This window comes from Devosia nitrariae (assembly GCF_030160115.1).
Lineage (GTDB): Bacteria > Pseudomonadota > Alphaproteobacteria > Rhizobiales > Devosiaceae > Devosia > Devosia nitrariae.
In genome coordinates, this window is sequence record NZ_BSNS01000012.1 from 213666 (window position 1) to 226575 (window position 12910).

14 protein-coding genes are annotated in these 12910 nt (G+C 64.6%); 10 read left to right on the forward strand and 4 right to left on the reverse strand.

Annotated elements, in window-relative coordinates; genetic code table 11:
- The first annotated feature begins 248 nt into the window (after positions 1–248).
- Entirely contained in the window at positions 249–1199 is a 951-nt protein-coding gene (locus tag QQK18_RS15435; protein WP_284341247.1) for a ring-cleaving dioxygenase, read from the forward strand.
- Positions 1200–1260: 61 nt separating this feature from the next.
- Here the strand turns inward: QQK18_RS15435 and QQK18_RS15440 are convergent, their stop codons facing one another.
- Together QQK18_RS15440 and QQK18_RS15445 are read right to left on the reverse strand one after the other, a co-directional pair.
- Entirely contained in the window at positions 1261–3240 is a 1980-nt protein-coding gene (locus QQK18_RS15440; protein ID WP_284341248.1) for a vWA domain-containing protein, read from the reverse strand.
- An 8-nt stretch (positions 3241–3248) separates the two neighbouring features.
- Positions 3249–3755 carry an RNA polymerase sigma factor gene (locus QQK18_RS15445; RefSeq protein ID WP_284341267.1) on the reverse strand — a complete coding sequence of 169 codons (507 nt, stop codon included), beginning with the start codon at positions 3753–3755 and terminating at the stop codon, positions 3249–3251.
- A gap of 222 nt (positions 3756–3977) precedes the next feature.
- Between QQK18_RS15445 and QQK18_RS15450 the strand changes: the two genes are divergently transcribed.
- Complete coding sequence (locus QQK18_RS15450) at positions 3978–4139, forward strand: hypothetical protein (RefSeq protein WP_284341249.1); 162 nt, start codon at positions 3978–3980, stop codon at positions 4137–4139.
- A 284-nt stretch (positions 4140–4423) separates the two neighbouring features.
- On the opposite strand, the gene mnmA is transcribed toward QQK18_RS15450, so the two are convergent.
- Positions 4424–5584 (reverse strand): tRNA 2-thiouridine(34) synthase MnmA, encoded by a 1161-nt coding sequence (gene mnmA, locus QQK18_RS15455; RefSeq protein WP_284341268.1) that lies wholly within the window; start codon positions 5582–5584, stop codon positions 4424–4426.
- A 261-nt stretch (positions 5585–5845) separates the two neighbouring features.
- On the opposite strand from mnmA, the gene QQK18_RS15460 reads away from it, so the two are divergent.
- The 4 genes from QQK18_RS15460 to QQK18_RS15475 all read left to right on the forward strand — a co-directional run bounded on the left by QQK18_RS15460 (position 5846) and on the right by QQK18_RS15475 (position 9692).
- On the forward strand, positions 5846–7348 hold the full coding sequence (locus QQK18_RS15460) for a flagellar hook-length control protein FliK (RefSeq protein WP_284341250.1): 1503 nt from the start codon (positions 5846–5848) through the stop codon (positions 7346–7348).
- A 108-nt stretch (positions 7349–7456) separates the two neighbouring features.
- Positions 7457–8131, forward strand: coding sequence for a flagellar hook assembly protein FlgD (locus QQK18_RS15465; RefSeq protein WP_284341251.1), 675 nt, complete (start codon positions 7457–7459; stop codon positions 8129–8131).
- A gap of 220 nt (positions 8132–8351) precedes the next feature.
- On the forward strand, positions 8352–8630 hold the full coding sequence (gene sciP, locus QQK18_RS15470) for a CtrA inhibitor SciP (RefSeq protein WP_284341252.1): 279 nt from the start codon (positions 8352–8354) through the stop codon (positions 8628–8630).
- Positions 8631–8816: 186 nt separating this feature from the next.
- Positions 8817–9692 (forward strand): LysR family transcriptional regulator, encoded by an 876-nt coding sequence (locus QQK18_RS15475; protein WP_284341253.1) that lies wholly within the window; start codon positions 8817–8819, stop codon positions 9690–9692.
- Between the two features lie 39 nt (positions 9693–9731).
- Here QQK18_RS15475 and QQK18_RS15480 read toward each other — a convergent pair whose 3' ends face one another.
- Positions 9732–10649 carry an NADP-dependent oxidoreductase gene (locus tag QQK18_RS15480; protein ID WP_284341254.1) on the reverse strand — a complete coding sequence of 306 codons (918 nt, stop codon included), beginning with the start codon at positions 10647–10649 and terminating at the stop codon, positions 9732–9734.
- Positions 10650–10899: 250 nt separating this feature from the next.
- Here QQK18_RS15480 and msrB point away from each other — a divergent pair, with 250 nt between their 5' ends.
- The 4 genes from msrB (at position 10900) to QQK18_RS15500 (ending at position 12700) form a co-directional block, all read left to right on the forward strand.
- Positions 10900–11349 carry a peptide-methionine (R)-S-oxide reductase MsrB gene (gene msrB, locus QQK18_RS15485; RefSeq protein ID WP_284341255.1) on the forward strand — a complete coding sequence of 150 codons (450 nt, stop codon included), beginning with the start codon at positions 10900–10902 and terminating at the stop codon, positions 11347–11349.
- Complete coding sequence (msrA, locus tag QQK18_RS15490; protein ID WP_284341256.1) at positions 11346–11858, forward strand: peptide-methionine (S)-S-oxide reductase MsrA; 513 nt, start codon at positions 11346–11348, stop codon at positions 11856–11858. Before msrB ends, msrA begins: the two co-directional genes overlap by 4 nt.
- A 51-nt stretch (positions 11859–11909) precedes the next feature.
- Positions 11910–12383: a peroxiredoxin family protein gene (locus QQK18_RS15495; RefSeq protein WP_284341257.1), complete on the forward strand. Its 474-nt coding sequence runs from the start codon at positions 11910–11912 to the stop codon at positions 12381–12383.
- 98 nt (positions 12384–12481) lie between these two features.
- The gene (locus QQK18_RS15500) at positions 12482–12700 is read left to right on the forward strand and encodes a DUF1153 domain-containing protein (protein WP_284341258.1); all 219 of its coding nucleotides are present in this window, start codon (positions 12482–12484) and stop codon (positions 12698–12700) included.
- Positions 12701–12910 lie beyond the last annotated feature (210 nt).

A 12910-nucleotide genomic window follows, 5' to 3' on the forward strand; every position in this document is an offset into this window, starting at 1 on the left:
TGGTTTTTCGCGACAATCCCGCGACAACAAGGGCTAGAGTGCGCGATTTGATTTCATCAAATCGCATCGCGCTCTAGCGCAACGCAGGGGAAACGAATACCGCGGGCACGGGTTGCCGAACCGGCGCGATCGTTCGAGGATCGGCAACGGCCTGTCGGCACCGGCTCACTGCTCGGCGGCGGGGAACCGTCCTATGTTTCGGTCAACAAGGGCGCTGTGAGAGGCGCACCATTTCAGGAGACACGACCATGACCCTCGAACTCGGCGGCATCCACCATCTGACGGCCGTAACGGCGCAAGCGCCGCGCAACCTCGAATTCTATACCAAGACCCTCGGCATGCGTCTGATCAAGAAGACGGTCAACCAGGACGACACCACCGCCTATCACCTCTTTTACGGTGACGGCGTCGCGTCGCCCGGCGCGGACCTCACCTTCTTCGATTTCCCGGCAGCGCCCGAGAAGCGCGGTACGCACTCGATCGTGCGCACGGGGCTGCGGGTCGACAGCGAAGACACCCTCAAATGGTGGAAGGATCATCTGCAGAACTCAGGCGTCGGCACCAGCGCCATCAAGGAGCGCTTCGGGCACCTCTCGCTCGAGTTCGAGGATTTCGAGGGTCAGCGCTTCCGCCTGGTGGTCGACCCGGCCAACACTGCCAAGGCATGGGAGAAGAGCCCCGTGCCGGCCGACCGGCAGATCATCGGGCTCGGCCCCATCACCATGAGTGTGCCGCGGCTCGAACCGACCGCCAAGGTTTTGACAGAGGTGATGAACATGCGCGAGGTGAGGTCCTACCCCGACCGCACCAATACCGGCGACGTCCATGTCTTCGAGATGGGCCCCGGAGGCCCCTCGGCCGAGTTGCACGTCGCCGTCCAGCCCGATCTCGAGTTCGTGCGTCCCGGCGCCGGCGGCGTCCACCACGTCGCCTTCCGCACGCCCGACCAGGAGACGCTCCGCCAGTGGATCTCCCGCGTGAGCGAGGCGGGCCTGCGCTCGAGCGGCGAAGTGGAACGCTACTACTTCACCTCGCTCTATTTCCGCGAGCCCAACGGCATCCTCTTCGAGATCGCCACGGACGTCCCCGGCTTTACCGCCGACGAGCCGCTGGAGACCCTGGGAGAGAGCCTGTCGCTCCCTCCGTTCCTCGAGCCGCAACGGGAAAAGATCGAGGCGGGTCTGAAGCCACTGGAGTAGGCTCACCCACACCATCGGCCGTGACGTATAAACCGCGTGACGGCCGATGGTTCGCTCGTGCCTACCGATCCGGTTTCAACGAAGCCGCGAGATCGACGAGGCCGACGAACTCGGCGCGGTAACCGGCGTCGTCCGCTCCCCGACCGCTCTGCGCCAGCGACCGGATGGCCTGCCAGCTCATGTCGCCGGCATAGTCGGAACCCCTAAGTTTCTGGCCGAAGGCGGCGACGGCGGCGGCAAAGCGCATGTCGGCAGGCACTTCATCCATAGTCTCGTAGGTGACTTCGGCCGTCACCGGCGTCTCGATCAGCTGGCTGACATCGCCGTCGGGCAGCTTGTAGCGCATCCGCAGGAACGCGTACTCGTTCGACGCACCGCTGGTGGTGGTTTCGGCCGAACCATAGCGCAGGGGATCGATCAGCGCCCCTTCCGACCCCGTCGGCGTCACCTCGTAGATGGCCGTCACCGTATGGCCTGCGCCGATGTCGCCCGCGTCGACCTTGTCGTTGTTGAAATCCTCGCGGTTGAGCGCGCGCGTCTCGTAACCGACGAGCCGGTACTCCGAGATCAGCGCCGGGTTGAACTCGACCTGGATCTTCACGTCCTTGGCGATGGTCTCGAGCGTACCGCCGATCTCCTCGACCAGCACCTTCTGCGCTTCGCGGAAGTTCGAGATGTAGCTTGCCTGCCCGTTGCCGTTCTGCGCCAGGCTTTGCATGGTGTCGTCGCCGAGATTGCCTGTGCCGAAGCCGAGGACGGAGAGGAAGACGCCGCTGTCGCGCTTGGCCTTGATATAGTCCTCGAGTTCGTCCGGATCGGAGATGCCGACATTGAAATCGCCGTCGGTGGCCAGGATCACCCGGTTGATGCCGCCCTCGACCTTGGCCTCTTCGGCAAGACGATAGGCAAGTTCGATACCCTCGGCACCAGCCGTCGAGCCGCCGGACCAAAGGCTGTCGAGCGCCGAAAGGATTTTCGCCTTCTCCCGCGCCGACGTCGGCTCGAGCGCGACGCCTGCCGAGCCGGCATAGGTGACGATCGAGATCGTGTCGTTATCGGTCAGCTGCTCGACCAGCAGCCGGAAGGCGCGCTTCAAAAGCGGCAGCTTGTCGGGTGAATCCATCGAGCCGGAAGTGTCGATGAGAAAGACGAGATTGCTCGGCTTGTCCTCGGTTGCCGGCGGCTCGTAGCCCTTGATGCCGATATGGAGAAGGCGCGTTGCCGGATTCCAGGGCGTTGGATAGAGCGCAACGGTCGGCGCAAAGGGCGCCTCGGCACTGTCGGCTTCCGGGTAGCCGTAAGGGAAATAGTTGATCATCTCCTCGATGCGCACGGCATCGGGCTGGGGCACCTGCCCCTCCTCGAGCATCCGTCGCACATAGGAGTAGCTGGCGGTGTCGACATCGACCGAGAAGGTCGAGACCGGTGCTTCGGCCACAGCCTTGACCGGCTGTTCGTTGAACCTCGTGAACGCGTCGCCGCTCGCCTCGGCCGGCGACGGCGCGATGACGCCCGTCGCCATCAGGCTCGGCGCCATGGGGGCGGGCGACGGTATGGCCTCAATGTCTTGCGCCGGCGCGGCGGCGCCGGACTGGGCCGTCACCGCGGTCTTCGCCCGGTTGGCGGTCATGGCAGGAGCGGAGACCGGCATTTCGGCCGTATCGGCATCGGCAAGAGCCTCCTCGCGCGTCTCGACCGGCTCGGGCGCGGTCGGCGCCGCAGCTTGCTGCGGGATGGTCGTGGGGGTCATCGATGTTGTAGTCAAAAGCTGGTAGCCGAGCGGCAGCAGGAGGAGAGCCATTGCTGCTGTCGCTACCGGGAGACGCATGTCCATGATCCAGTTTCCTTGAAAGGTTGGAACGATGGACTTGAGACGCTCGCGCCAGCTTTTTCCTTTGGCCGCACGTTGCATTTTTTTTGCCTGCTCTTCCCTCGCGACTTCGAACGCCGCGGTTCCCGCGGCGAGCGCGCGGGCCTTCGCCCCGGCATCGGGCGCCGGGACATCGAGCTTGCCAAGGGCGGCGAAGGGTTCGTTGTTCATCTCATTGCTCATAGGAGGCCCCTCAGGGTCTTTCTGGCCTCGAACACGTGCCAGGAGACCGTGGCCTCCCGGCACCCCATGATTTCGGCGGCGGCCGCGTGGGTCATCTCCTCGGCATAGATAAGGAGCACCGCATCGCGCTGCTTTTCCGGCAGGGCGCGGACCGCCCTCCACAACTGGCTGGTTGCAGCGGCATCCTCCTGGTCGGGCGGCGCCGCCGCGGGGCTGACCTCGGCAAGCGCCGCCACCTGGCGTCCGCGCCGGACCCGCGCCCGCTGCAGGTCACGCACGGCATTCAGCGTCACCCGATAGAGCCAGCTCTCGAACCGGGCCCGCCCGTCAAAGCCCGCGACGGCGGTCGCAAGCTTGATACAGACCTCCTGCGCCACGTCCTCGGCATCGCTGCGCTCCCCGCACCACCTGTAGGCGGTGCGGTAGATCATGTCGTAATGCGCCGCGACGAGTTCGGCGAACGCAGCGCCGTCCCCCTTTTGCGCCCGGTGCACGAGCGCCATCGGGCCGCTTTCGGCATCGGCGTCGGCAGCATCGGCCGGCAGCGCCATCACCGCTTCGGGCACGCTCGATCCCTCATTCTCGACAACCTCCACCGCGCAGCAAACCTGGCGCCTTGACCATAGGACGCGCGCCGACGCACCATCCTTGGCAAGAAATACGAAAAAATTCGCATCCGCCCAACCGGAGCAATCGGGAAAGCGAAGCAGGGAGGTCTTGCGCGAATGGAGGATCCGCACCGCAACAACACCAGAGGACGCATTTTTCTCGTCGTGCTGGGCATCATCGCGGCGATCTTCATCATCGCCTCGATCAGCTCCAACCTCGCCATCTGGCGAGAGAACGACGCATTCAATGCCGAGCAGCAGGCAGGCGAAGGCGGCTGACTGCAGACGCTGCGGGGACGGACGCGGACGTAAGATTCAGGCCGCGCGCGGCTCTATTGTTTGTAGATCGGTCTCGATCGTTCTCCGGCGCTCCATCAGATCATGATCGATCTGAAGAACCCGCAAGGCCCCCTCACCCGCCGGCTTCGCCGTCGACCTCTCCCCCAGAGGGAGAGGTGAAGAGGGCACTACGCTGGCCACCGCAACACCTCTCCTTTGGGGGAGAGGTCGGATCGCAAAGCAATCCGTGAGGGGGCCTTCCGCCTTCGTGGCATGTCTACGCATCACGCCGCAAACGCCGACGGCACCGCCTCGGCGATGAACCCGCCGCCCAGGACCTCCGACGTCTGCGTCTCGTCCGCATAGAAGACGCACGCCTGGCCGGGCGAAACCCCGTATTCCCCGGCAACGAGGGTCACGAACACCTCTCCATCCCGCATCGAGACGACACCGGACTGCGGTCCGCGGGTTGAGCGCACCTTGACCTCGACCGGCGCGCCATTGCCGGAAGAGAACGCCGCGAGCGGCCGGTCCCCCAGCCAGTTGACGTCACGCAGCCGCACGGTGTGGGTCTTCAAGGCCTCGCGCGGGCCGACGACGACACGTCCGGTGCGGTGCTCGAGCTTGACAACATAGAGCGGCTCCTGCGCCGAGACGCCGAGGCCCTTTCGCTGGCCGATGGTGAAATTGACGATGCCCTGATGCTTGCCGAGCACGCGCCCGTCGAGATGGACGATCTCGCCCTCGGCCATCGCCTCCGGATGCATCTTCGCGATGATGTCGGCGTACTTGCCCTGCGGCACGAAACAGATGTCCTGGCTGTCGTGCTTTTCGGCGATCTCCAGCCCCATCTGGCGCGCCAGCTCGCGCACCTCGGCCTTGCCCATGCCGCCAAGCGGGAAGCGCAGGAAATCGAGCTGCTGCTGGGTGGTGGCAAAGAGGAAATAGCTCTGGTCGCGCTCGCTGTCGACCGGTCGATAGAGCCGGCGCTTTCCGTCCTCGAGCCGGGTCTGCACATAGTGCCCGGTCGCCAGCACGTCGGCGCCGAGATCCTGGGCCACCGCCATCAGGTCGACGAACTTGACCGACTGGTTGCAGGCAATGCACGGCACCGGCGTTTCGCCCTGCTGATAGGCATTGGCGAAGGGCTCGATGACGGCGTTGCGGAACCGCTCCTCGTAGTCGAGCACGTAGTGCGGGATACCGAGTTTGGCGGCCACCCGCCGCGCGTCGTGGATATCCTGGCCCGCACAGCATGCGCCCTTGCGGTGCGTTACTTCCCCATGGTCGTAGAGTTGCAGGGTGACGCCCAGCACCTCGTAGCCCTCGCGGGCGAGAAGGCCGGCAACGACGGAAGAATCGACGCCCCCCGACATCGCGACGACGACGCGCGTGTCCTCCGGGCGCTTGGGAAGGTCAAGCGAGTTCAGCACTGTTGGGTCCATCCGGTTGGGGTCAAGGGCCAGCGGCATGATGTGGCGCCGTCTCTAGCCGTTTCCCGCCGCGCCCGCAATATCGCCGGCCGACCGGCAGCTTTTGCCGGGAGGAGGGACAAATCTGCCCAAACAGCCGTCGTTCCCGCGGGCCAGACCAAGAGAGAATACAACAAGCCTTTGATATTCAACGAAGTTCTGGCCCACCGCGAACTGGCAAGCCGCTTGCATCGCAGGAAGCGGATTTGTGTCATCAAGGGACCACGCGGAAAAGTGTCCTCCTCGCTGCTTGTCAGTTCCTCCTCGGGTTCGGTCTCGGCCTTCGGCGACGCGCCGGCGTCCTCGAACGGCAACGCGCCCTCCGGCTTCGAGGCCCTGCTCGCTGTCCTCTCCGGAGCCGGCTCGGACGAGGCTGCGCTCAAGGCCGGTATCGGCAACCTCCTGGGTGAGGAAGTCGTCGACCTGAAATTCGAGGCTGGGGCATTGGTCGGCGTGCAGCTCGCCGGCCAGGACAAGCCCCTTTCGCTCGCTGACCTTGCGCAGGCCGCCGGCATCGAATTGCCCGCCGAACCCGAGGCGCCCGGCGATGCGCCGGCGCTGCTGGCCGAACTGCTCGAGCGGCTCGCTCGACTGGGCGACGACCCCGATAACGAGCAACTCGCCGAGATCGACCAACTGCTCGACGCCTTGGCGGCCGCGCTCGACCTGCCGCTCGGTGCAACGCCGACCCCGGCGGAACTCGCCCGGATGGGCGCCAATCTCCTGGTCGAGGGTGCCACCACCGGTCAGCGCCTGACAGGCCTGCTTGCTGATTTCGCCGCCGGATTGGCCCGACCCACCTCGGGCGAGGCTGAGGACGGCGCGACCCTTGCCCGTGACCTCGCCGCCAAGCTCGGCGCCTTTGCCGCCGCGCTCGACGAAACCGGGGCAGACGGCGAACCTTTTGCGAGGCTTGGCCTTGCCGGCGACGCCGAACCGCTGACCGGCGACCTGCAGGCGCGCATAGCAGCGCTGGTGGCCGGCAAGACCGGCATCAAGCCCGCCCCAACCGACGCCCCCTTGTCCACCGATCCACGTCTGACCGAGGTCATCGCCTCGGGTGAGGCGACCGGTGAGAGCGACGCTCCCGAGGCGCGTGCTCTCAGCGATGTAGGGGCTGCACGCGCCGACAAGCGTCCGGCGGGCTCGGCCGCTCAGATGCCGGAGACCACTGCCCGGCTTGCGGCTGCCGCACAAGCCGACGCGCCGCAGGGACAATCGATCGCGGCCGAGATCGCCACCCAGACCGGCACGCGGGTCGAAACGGCACCGGTGGCACGCCCGGTGGTCGCCGGCTACCAGACCTCCCAACAGCAGATCAACCTGCCCCAGATCGCTTTCGAGATCTCCCGGCAGACACAGCAGGGCAATACCCACTTCCAGATCCGGCTCGACCCGCCCGAGCTCGGCCGCATCGACGTGCGCATGGAAATCGACCAGGCCGGGAACGTCCACGCCCGGCTGACCGTGGAGAAATCCGAAACGCTCGACTTGATGCAGCGCGACCAGCGGACGCTCGAACGCGCCCTGGCCCAGGCCGGCATGGACGGCACCAAGACAAATCTGGAATTCTCCCTGCGCCAGAACCCCTTCGCCCAGCAGGACCAGGGCGGGCGTGGCAGCGACGCACCGGTCTTTGGAGGGGAAACCGCCGCCGAGCCCGACGAGCCGCCCGCGCCGGCCGTGACCCTTTACCGCGGCGCCGCGCGCGCCGGCGGCATCAACATCCTCGCCTAGAGCCCGTTCTGAGAAAGCAGAACGGCGCTCCAGGTTTTACATTGTCGCGCTTTCGACCCGCAAAAAAGTGGTGTCCACTTTTGCTGAAAGCACTTTAGGAGTCCAAGCATGACCGTCAGCGGCGTTTCCGACACCAGCAGCGCGATCAGCTCGAGCCGCTCGACCATCGCCGACAATTTCGACACGTTCCTTCAGATCCTGACGACGCAGCTCAAGCATCAGAACCCCCTCGATCCGATGGACACCAACCAGTTCACCCAGCAACTGGTGCAGTTCACTTCGGTCGAACAGCAGTTGAAGACCAACGAGTTCCTGGAAGCGCTGATGCTCTCCAACAAGGCGGCGGTCAATACCGATGCCGTCTCCTACATCGGCAAGGAGGTGACGGCCGCCGGCAACAAGGCCGACCTTTCCAACGGCCTGGCCGTCTGGGGCTTTACCGCCGAAGCGACGGCCGCCGACGCGACGGTGACCATCAAGGATGCTCACGGCAACGTCGTCTATACCGAAACCGGCTCGCTCGCCAAAGGCGAGGGCCAGTTCATCTGGGACGGGCGCGGATCGGACAACAACATCAAGCCCGACGGCACCTACACCATCTCCATCACTGCCAAGAACCTCTCCGGCAACTACGTCAACGTCACCACAGCCACGACAGGCATCGTCTCCGCCGTCGATTTCTCGGGCGACGTGCCGGTGCTGACCATCGGCACATCGCGGATTGCCCTCACCGACGTCACCAACGTCAGGATTCCCGAGGATGACGCGGCCGAAGAGGCCTGATCCGCCGGACGCAAAGTCGTCCCGGCCGATCCCGCCCCTTCGCGCAAGGAACCCGCAATAGTCTGCGAGATAAGACTATTTTGTACTCGAAGGTGGGTGGGGTTCAGCCAGTCCTCTGAATTTGCTGGCATTCTTAACCACCTGTAAGTTTCCCCTTAGCCAAATTTTAAGCGGGACCCACTACTCTGCCGTCATATGGTCAGGTTGAGTAGAGAGTAAAATGACCGTACAAATGCGTCCCCGCGTAAAGTACGTTATCGGGCCGGACGGCAGTCCGCTCACGATCGCCGATCTTCCACCGAAGAACACGCGTCGTTGGGTAATCCGCCGCAAGGCCGAAGTCGTTGCCGCCGTGCGCGGCGGTCTGCTGAGCCTGGAAGAGGCCTGCGACCGCTATACGCTGAGCGTCGACGAATTCCTCAATTGGCAGGCGGCCATCGACAAGCACGGGCTTGCCGGATTGCGGACGACCTGGATTCAGCACTACCGCGAGAACTGAAGACGGCACTCGCGCCGGATTTGCAGCCCGCCAGGCCCCGCCCGGCGGGCTTTGCCGTTGTCAGGACCGCGCTTGTTGTGGGAGAACACCTCAACCGCCTGTCGACGAAAGCACGCTTCGGTCTGGCGCACTCCAGCGGCGCGGAGCAACGAGCCGCATCGGGACCAAGAAACGGCGGTCGTCCGCATGGAACTCAACCAGATCCGATATTTCCTGAACCTGGCGGACACCCTCAACTTCACCGAAGCCGCCATGCGCAGCGGCGTGTCCCAGCCCACGCTCACCCGCGCGATACAGCGGCTCGAACAGGAGTTGGGCGGAACGCTGGTGTATCGCGATGGCAAGGATAGCCGACTGACCGCGCTCGGCCGCGACATCCGATCCGAATTCGCTGCGATCGCGGAAGGTGAGCAGCGGGTTCGGGCGCTATCGCTCAACCGGGTTCGCGGTCGCCGCGAGACGTTGACGCTGGGCGTCGTGACCACCATCGCGCCGGCGCTGATTACCGGGTTCGTTACGCACGCCCTCCGCCAGTTGCCGATGCTCGAGCTGGTTCTCGAGCCAGTCACACGCGACGAGGCAATCGAGCGGCTCCTCAGCGGCCGGATCGATGGGTGCTTCTCCTCGGATGCAATGGACGCAAGCGCCAAGATCGCGACCATCGAAATGTTCCGTGAGCGACTGTTGCTGGCGATGGCGCAAGGACACCCCTTGGCCAGCCAGCCCATGGTTTCGCTTGCCGACCTCTCCGAGCAACCATACCTCGATCGGCTCCACTGCGAATTCCGCACCCGCGTGAACGACCACCTGCGCGCGCGGGCGATCATCATGATCCCGCGATTGAGATCCGAACGGGAGGATCTGATTCAACAGGCCGTGGCCGAGGGCGCCGGTGTCTGCATGCTGCCTGAGCGTTCGGCGATCGTCGCCGGCTTGACGTTGCGCCCGGTCGAAACTCTCGACCTGTCGCGCACGATCGCGTTCCAATCAATTTCGGGATCGGGAACGGCAGCGACGCTGCGGCAGCTTCGCACGCTGGTCGAGCGCTATGCGTGGTCCTGAATTCCGTGAGGTGCCGACGCCTGCGCCCTCCCCGATTACTCACGGACGAACGCGGATGATCGTCTTCCCCTTGCGTCGCCCGGTCGGGTTGAAGGCAGCGACCGCGTCCTCGAGGGTCGAGACACTGCCGATGTTCGTGCGCAATCGTCCGTCCCGCACCCGCTGGACGATCTCGCTCAACTGGCCACGATCGGCCTCGACGACGAAGTCGACCGCCACGCCATCGGCCGGCCGCGCCTCGACGGGCCCGACGGCGGACACCAGCGTTCCCCCGGGCCGAACCAGGCGTGCCGAGCGTCTCCCGATGTCGCCGCCGATGAGATCGAACACCAGATCGACTTCGCCGACGTCTTCGATGACATCGTTCTCGAGGTCGATGAACGCGTTCGCATCGAAATCGAGCGCCTTCTGACGGTCGGCAGCGCGTCCGGAGCCGATGACGTAGGCGCCGGCCTCACGAGCGAGCTGCGTCACCATCGTACCGACTGCGCCGGCCGCGCCGTGCACGAGGATGCTTTGTCCCGCCCGAAGGCGGCCGTGCTGGAACAGTCCCTGCCACGCGGTCAGGCCCGAAATCGGCAGGCTCGCGCCCACCGTGAAGTCGAGGTCGCCCGGCAGCGGCGCGAGATTGCGTGCCTCGACGGCCGCGTACTCCGCCAACGTTCCGTCGCGAGACCAGTCCGTGAGGCCGAACACCCGCTGCCCGACCGTCAGCCCCGTCGTGCCATAGCCGAGGGCGGTGACCACTCCGGCCAGCTCGTGCCCGGGGATCGACGGGGTTCGGTCACGATCGAGGCGATCGGTCCAGGTCGACGGCCAATCCAGCTCGGTGTTGACGAATCCCGAGGCATGAACCTCAACGACGACATCGTTTATCGATGCCTGCGGCTCGGGCCGCTCCACCAGTTTCATCCCGGCCGTTCCCGCGGCCTGGTCCGTCACCACGATCGCTTTCATGGGAGTTGTCTCCTGGTCATTTGTCTGTTTGGTGGAAGCCCTGCAGCGTCGCATCGCGGCACGAAGTTTTCCAATAGGTGGCACGTATAGTTTCCATAGCGGCGGGGAATATCGCCGCGACGGTCCTCACTGCCGATGAGCGGCATCGTCGTGCATGCCGGTGGTCGCATCGAAACTATAGTCGCGGCGTATTGGACATCTTCGGATCGGATATCCATTTTCAGGGGCGGGAAACTCGAAGGAGAAAAGCATGGCTGCTTACAAGAAGACGGAAGCCGCGATCGCGAGGCTCTCGCCCGAGGAATATCGGGTAACTCAGCAGAGCGGGACGGAGCGTCCCGGAACCGGCGCCCTTCTCGACAACAAGGAACCGGGGATCTACGTCGATATCGTCTCGGGTGAACCGCTGTTCGCATCTTCGGACAAATATGAGTCCGGCTGCGGATGGCCGAGCTTCACCAAGCCGATCGAGCCCTTGAACGTGAATGAGCTGCGCGACACCAGTCACGGCATGATCCGCACAGAAGTGCGCTCGACGCATGGCGACAGCCACCTCGGCCACGTTTTCCCCGACGGGCCGGCCGATCGCGGCGGCCTGCGCTACTGCATCAACTCGGCTTCGCTGCGCTTCGTACCGCGCGACGAGATGGTGGCTGAGGGTTACGGTGACTATCTCAACCAGGTGGAGGACATCCAATGACGACCGAACGTGCTGTTCTCGCCGGAGGCTGCTTCTGGGGTATGCAGGACCTCATCCGCAAGCTGCCCGGTGTGATCTCGACCCGGGTTGGATATACGGGTGGCGACGTGCCCAATGCCACCTATCGCAATCACGGCACCCATGCCGAGGCGATCGAAATCACCTTCGATCCCTCGCAGACCACCTATCGCCGGTTGCTCGAGTTCTTTTTCCAGATCCATGATCCGACGACGCTCAACCGTCAGGGCAATGACATCGGCACGAGCTACCGCTCGGCGATCTATTTCACCAGCGACGCGCAGAAGGCCGTTGCGCTCGATACGATCGCAGACATTGAGGCGTCGGGACTATGGCCTGGCAAGGTCGTGACCGAGGTCGAGCCGGTCGGTGATTTCTGGGAGGCAGAGCCCGAGCACCAGGACTATCTCGAACGCATTCCGTACGGGTATACCTGCCATTTTCCGCGTCCGAACTGGGTGTTGCCGCGCAGAGCCGGGGCTGCCGCCTAGCAGACTCGCGGCTCGCGGCGTAACGCCGCGAGCCCGCTAATGGAGCATGCGATGGCGACGGGAATTATGGGCCTGCCCGCCCCACCGCTCGAGGACGTCCGGTGGATCGATGAAAATGGCGAAGACCGTAGCCCCTTGGCCCTGGCTGAATTGGGACAGGGACACGCTATTCTCTACTTCTTCCAGCGTTGGTGTGCGGGCTGTCACGCACATGGCTTTCCCACATTCGTGACCCTTGCCGAGGAACTTCGCGATAACGGCGTTGGCTTGGCCGCCATCCAGACCGTGTTCGAGGGGTCGGACGTCAACACGTTCGATCGCCTGCGGGAAAATCAGCAACGATATGACCTGCGCGTTCCCTTTGGGCATGCCGTCGCTGATAGCACCTCAGCGGACGCTGTACCCCCGATCATGAAGGCATACCGCTCCGGTGGAACCCCTTGGTTCGTCGTGATCGCGCCCGATGGCCGGGTTGTCTATGACGGGTTCCGGCTTGAGGCGGAGGGTCTCGTCCAGGCACTTTGACGGCGGCTCGCCGTCAACCCCGATATGCTTAGGGCGTCTCCGTAAAATACTGCCGACCCTAGCTCTCGGCGCGCCAGGCGTTCGAGATAGGCCTCCGCGTGCTGCATCGGCTCGAGTTCGCGATTGACCCGGAACCAGCAGTGGACGGCAAGGCCGAAGTCGTCGCCGCCGTGCGCGGCGGTCTGCTGAGCCTGGAAGAGGCACGCGACCGCTATACGCTGAGCGTCGATGAGTTCCTCAACTGGCGGGCGGCCATCGACAAGCACGGGCTTGCCGGATTGCGCGCGACGTGGATCCAGCACTACCGCGAGACCTGAACGGTCGGCGCTAGCGCCAGATTACAGCCTGCCAGGCACCAGCCCGGCGGGCTTTGCCGTTGGAGTGGTGTAGGTCGCAGACCGATCTCAGCAAACTGGTCGCCAAGACCTCTTTCCTGCCGGCCGTGCTAGCAGAGTTCGTCCGCTTTGCGCCGGTGGGTTCAACCGGTCATCGCAACACCTTCTGTAGCCTATCGGCGGGCGTTTCGA

What these genes read in the sequence shown, in the direction of transcription:
- QQK18_RS15435 (WP_284341247.1), top strand. Translation starts at nt 249, where the DNA reads ATGACCCTCGAACTCGGCGGCATCCACCATCTGACGGCCGTAACGGCG.
- QQK18_RS15440 (WP_284341248.1), bottom strand. Translation starts at nt 3,240, where the DNA reads ATGAACAACGAACCCTTCGCCGCCCTTGGCAAGCTCGATGTCCCGGCG.
- QQK18_RS15445 (WP_284341267.1), bottom strand. Translation starts at nt 3,755, where the DNA reads ATGGCGCTCGTGCACCGGGCGCAAAAGGGGGACGGCGCTGCGTTCGCC.
- QQK18_RS15450 (WP_284341249.1), top strand. Translation starts at nt 3,978, where the DNA reads ATGGAGGATCCGCACCGCAACAACACCAGAGGACGCATTTTTCTCGTC.
- mnmA (WP_284341268.1), bottom strand. Translation starts at nt 5,584, where the DNA reads ATGGACCCAACAGTGCTGAACTCGCTTGACCTTCCCAAGCGCCCGGAG.
- QQK18_RS15465 (WP_284341251.1), top strand. Translation starts at nt 7,457, where the DNA reads ATGACCGTCAGCGGCGTTTCCGACACCAGCAGCGCGATCAGCTCGAGC.
- sciP (WP_284341252.1), top strand. Translation starts at nt 8,352, where the DNA reads ATGACCGTACAAATGCGTCCCCGCGTAAAGTACGTTATCGGGCCGGAC.
- QQK18_RS15475 (WP_284341253.1), top strand. Translation starts at nt 8,817, where the DNA reads ATGGAACTCAACCAGATCCGATATTTCCTGAACCTGGCGGACACCCTC.
- QQK18_RS15480 (WP_284341254.1), bottom strand. Translation starts at nt 10,649, where the DNA reads ATGAAAGCGATCGTGGTGACGGACCAGGCCGCGGGAACGGCCGGGATG.
- msrB (WP_284341255.1), top strand. Translation starts at nt 10,900, where the DNA reads ATGGCTGCTTACAAGAAGACGGAAGCCGCGATCGCGAGGCTCTCGCCC.
- msrA (WP_284341256.1), top strand. Translation starts at nt 11,346, where the DNA reads ATGACGACCGAACGTGCTGTTCTCGCCGGAGGCTGCTTCTGGGGTATG.
- QQK18_RS15495 (WP_284341257.1), top strand. Translation starts at nt 11,910, where the DNA reads ATGGCGACGGGAATTATGGGCCTGCCCGCCCCACCGCTCGAGGACGTC.